The organism is Pseudomonas sp. HMWF006 (assembly GCF_003061205.1).
Lineage (GTDB): Bacteria > Pseudomonadota > Gammaproteobacteria > Pseudomonadales > Pseudomonadaceae > Aquipseudomonas > Aquipseudomonas monsensis.
The window spans coordinates 2,650-3,067 of sequence record NZ_QAIU01000579.1; the positions used below are offsets into that span (position 1 = coordinate 2,650).

1 protein-coding gene is annotated in these 418 nt (G+C 62.0%); it reads right to left on the reverse strand.

Annotated elements, in window-relative coordinates; translation table 11 throughout:
* A partial coding sequence (locus DBR24_RS33960; RefSeq protein ID WP_305889146.1) for an MHYT domain-containing protein occupies positions 1-418 on the reverse strand: 418 nt, incomplete at both ends.

A 418-nucleotide genomic window follows, 5' to 3' on the forward strand; every position in this document is an offset into this window, starting at 1 on the left:
AGATCGGCGGTGCGCGCTTCAAGGCGAGCGTCGAGAATCGACGTCAGCAAGGCAATCGACAGCACCGCCAGCGTGGTGATCAGTACCAGGCTGTCAACGCCATTGCCTTTGAGACCATTGAGCGTTGCGCCACAGAAACTGCCTTCGGGAAACTGCGCTGCTGCCATGCCGGTGTAATGCATGCCGACGATGGCGATGCCCATGATCACCGCTGCCCCGGCGCGAATCAGGCGCACATAGGGCGAATGCTGACGCAGCCGGAAAGCGATCCACAGCGCGACGGCACTTGCACCGACGGCAATCAACAGCGATGCGCCGAAGAGCGTCGGATCGTAGTCGATCCCCGGTGTCATGCGCATTGCCGCCATGCCGGTGTAGTGCATGGCACTGATACCGGCGCCCATGGTCAGTGCACCGA